This is a genomic window from Caldithrix sp., assembly GCF_056497305.1.
The window spans coordinates 1-3626 of the sequence record NZ_JBSMDE010000181.1; the positions used below are offsets into that span (position 1 = coordinate 1).

2 protein-coding genes are annotated in these 3626 nt (G+C 41.4%); both read right to left on the minus strand.

Features of this window, described 5'->3' with window-relative positions; genetic code table 11:
• On the minus strand, positions 1 to 1097 hold a 1097-nt coding region (locus ACWB0I_RS14935), incomplete at its 3' end, for an ATP-binding protein (RefSeq protein ID WP_479388873.1).
• 155 nt (positions 1098 to 1252) lie between these two features.
• Complete coding sequence (typA, locus tag ACWB0I_RS14940; protein ID WP_479388874.1) at positions 1253 to 3076, minus strand: translational GTPase TypA; 1824 nt, start codon at positions 3074 to 3076, stop codon at positions 1253 to 1255.
• Positions 3077 to 3626: the final 550 nt, after the last annotated feature.

Consider the following 3626-nt stretch of genomic DNA (forward strand, 5'->3'; position numbering starts at 1 on the left):
AATTGCTGTCGTCCTTTACCTTTCCCACCGATTTCTACAATAAAATTACCGCCTTTTGTTTGGACAAGATAATCGGGCGTTTTTTTCCCTCTGGTTGACTTCAGATAAAAAAACTCATAACGGGCAGATTTCAACATTTCAACGGCAAAATCTTCGCGAATAGCGCCAACAGCCTCGTCAAATGAACGGAATAATAAACGATAGGGCAGATTCATGGTTATTTTTGGTTCTTTTAAGACATTTGTGCCAATGGGCTGGACCACATTCAAAACGAAAGCCCGTTCCAGCAATTGGACGTAACGTTCTGCCTTGTATTTGGTAATCCCCAGATTCCTGGAAAGCGATGTGTAATTAATGCCGTCGATTTCCGCTTTGCCGATAAATTGAATCAGTTTTTCAATGATTTGTAGTTCGCTGGCACGCAAATCATGGATAGCAGGTAAATCACCATAAAGTACTTTTTTTAACACATTTTCTAATAAAGGCAGAATATTTTCTTCCTCCAGAGAAAAAGGCATTATCCCGCCCTTTAGAAAGGAATCAAACAAATAATTGTGAAGCAGGTGCATTTGCTCCCATTGTCTTTTCCAGATGTCCTCCAATTCCAGAGGGGGAATTAAAGTATCTGTTTTGAAATAAATAAATTCTCTAAAGGAAAAAGGAAACATGGTAAAAAATTTAACACGACGAGAGAGGTCTAATTCGGATTGGTGAATGGCTAAAGAAGCGGAACTGGTAAAAATTACCTTAACATCCAGAAAATCATAAATCTTTTTTAATTCACGAGCAAAATGGGTATTAAAATGAATTTCATCAATTAAAAAATATTTAATCCTTTGTGTTTCAATTAACTGTTTTGCGACCTGAAATAGATCAATCTCTGGCAAAACATCGATCGAAAGATAGAAAGAATCCGGAATATGCGCTACCATCTGTTTTAGTAGGATCGTTTTCCCAGAGCCTCTCGGCCCGACAATTCCAATAAAATGTTTGCCCTTATCGGTAAAAATTTTTTCAAATATAAAACGTCGCCGGGGATATTTTTGCGCTTCCTCAAGCGCCAGAAGATGAAGTTCGTTTAGATGTGCTAATTCCATGATACTGCATTCTGTTTAATGATTGACCAAAATGTATATCATTTTAGTCAATAATTTTCTAAAATGCAAGGTTTTTAAAAATTATCGACTAATTAACAGCCAGGCACAGAGTCAAAACATAAATCTGTTTCTCACCAATTTTTTATTAGCCAGACTCATCCGGCCTGTTTTTTCAGCTTGCTCTGCACGCGCCGGCGTTCAATTTCATCCAGAATCATTTTTCTGATGCGGATCGATTCGGGCGTTACTTCCACCAGCTCATCCTGTTCAATAAATTCCAGGTATTCTTCCAGACTCATTTTAACTGCTGGGGCGATTTTCAAAGCCTTGTCTGCTGAAGCGGCCCGCATGTTGGTCAGCTTTTTAGCCTTTTGTAAGTTGACCACAATATCACCTTCTTTGTTGTACTGGCCCACAACCTGTCCTGTGTAAACCTCTTCTCCCGGTTCAACAAAAAAGACTCCGCGGTCTTGCAGGGCATTTAACGCGTATGCATTGACCTGTCCGGTGCCCATGGAAATCATTACGCCATTTTGACGGTGCGGCAACGAACCTTTAAAATATTCGTACTGGTAAAACCGATGGTACATTACCGCTTCACCGGAGGTGGCCGTTAACAGTTTGTTTCGTAATCCCAATAAACCACGAGATGGAATATGGTAAACCAGTTTACGCAAGTTGCCTTTTTCTTCCATTTTGACCATAGTGGCTTTACGTTGACCGACTATTTCGATTACCTTGCCCATCCATTCGGCCGGCACATCGATCACCAGCTCTTCCACCGGCTCTGCTTTTTTACCATCGATTTCTTTGAAAATGACGCGCGGCTGGCCCACTGCAAATTCGTAGCCTTCGCGGCGCATGTTTTCCATTAAAATGGAAAGGTGCAGGATTCCCCTACCTGAAACTTTAAACACATCCGGCGAACTGCCGACTTTAACGTGCAAAGCCACATCCGACTCGGTTTCACGCATTAAGCGATCGTGCAACTGACGACTGGTGACGTACTTGCCTTCTCTGCCAAAAAAGGGCGAGGTGTTAATGGTAAAAGTCATGCTAATGGTTGGTTCGTCAATGGCAATAATGGGCAGAGGTTCGGGATTTTCAGCATCGGTTATGGTATCGCCGATATTAATGTCTTCGATGCCCACAATAGCACAAATGTCGCCGGTTACGACCTTTTTTGCCGGTTGACGTTCCAGGCCTTCAAACGTAAACAGTTGTTTGATCTGAATATCTTCTTCACTACCATCACGACGTACCAGCTTAAAAGGTTTGCCCACTTTAACGGTGCCCCTGAACACGCGACCGATGCCAATTCGTCCTGTGTAAGAGGAATAATCAATGGCTGAAATTTGCATTTGCGTGCTGCCCGAATGGGCTTCAGGTGAGGGAATTTCTCTGATAATTGTCTCCATTAAGGGCTGCATGTCCATGGCCGATTCGACCATCTCTGTGCTGGCCCAGCCCTGTTTTGCCGATGCGTAAACTACGGGAAAATCGAGCAAATCTTCATCCACATCCAGATCAATAAAAAGATCGTAAATTTCATCCAGCACTTCAGCAGGACGCGCATTCGGGCGATCCATTTTATTAATGACTACAATAGGCTGCAGATGTAAATTCAATGCCTTTTGCAACACAAACCGTGTTTGGGGCATAGTCCCCTCAAAGGCATCTACCAAGAGCAATACGCCATCGGCCATACGCAGCACACGTTCAACCTCACCGCTGAAATCCGCGTGCCCCGGGGTATCGATGATGTTTATTTTAATATCTTGATAGCGCAACGAAATATTTTTGGAAAGAATGGTAATGCCGCGTTCCCGTTCCAGATCGTTGGAATCTAAAAAGCGTTCCTGTACCTTCTGGTTGTCCCGAAAGATGTGGTTTTGTTTTAAAAGTTGATCGACCAGCGTGGTTTTCCCGTGATCCACGTGGGCGATGATGGCTATGTTACGGATTTGATTCGTTTCCACAATTTAATTTCCTCAAAATTTAATAAAGTCAAGCAATTTAAGATACAACTCTAAAATCTCCAAAAATATTGCCGGGTTTTGGGATAGAAGGGATCAGGCCAGTGGTTTTTGTACATTGTAAAAAAGGTTAAAATGATCATCGTTCAAAGAGCCAGGAACAAGAAACTGGAAACCGGCGTCCCTGTGTTTGTTTGGTTCACGACGTGGTGGAATGAAAAATGTTGAATGTTGAATTAAAAATTGAAAACGGCTTAATCAAAAATTTTTAAATTCATGGAAGCCTCTGGTTCAAAAGGGCCGGAGGCTTTTTTATCACAAAGGGCTCGGAGGAGGCTCAGAGAGCGCGGAGGAAAATACAAAATAAAAAATAAAAAAATTTAGTGTGCTTTGTGGCTTCTCTGTGCACTTTGTGGTAAAAAGCGCCAGAAGTTAAAAATTAATTTTTCAAGCCTCTTGACATTAATTGAATTTCTTTTAAATTTGAAATTAGTATTTTTAATCTAACTTCCGGATTTGTGTTTAAGCAATCCGTTCTTTATTAAAATTTTTT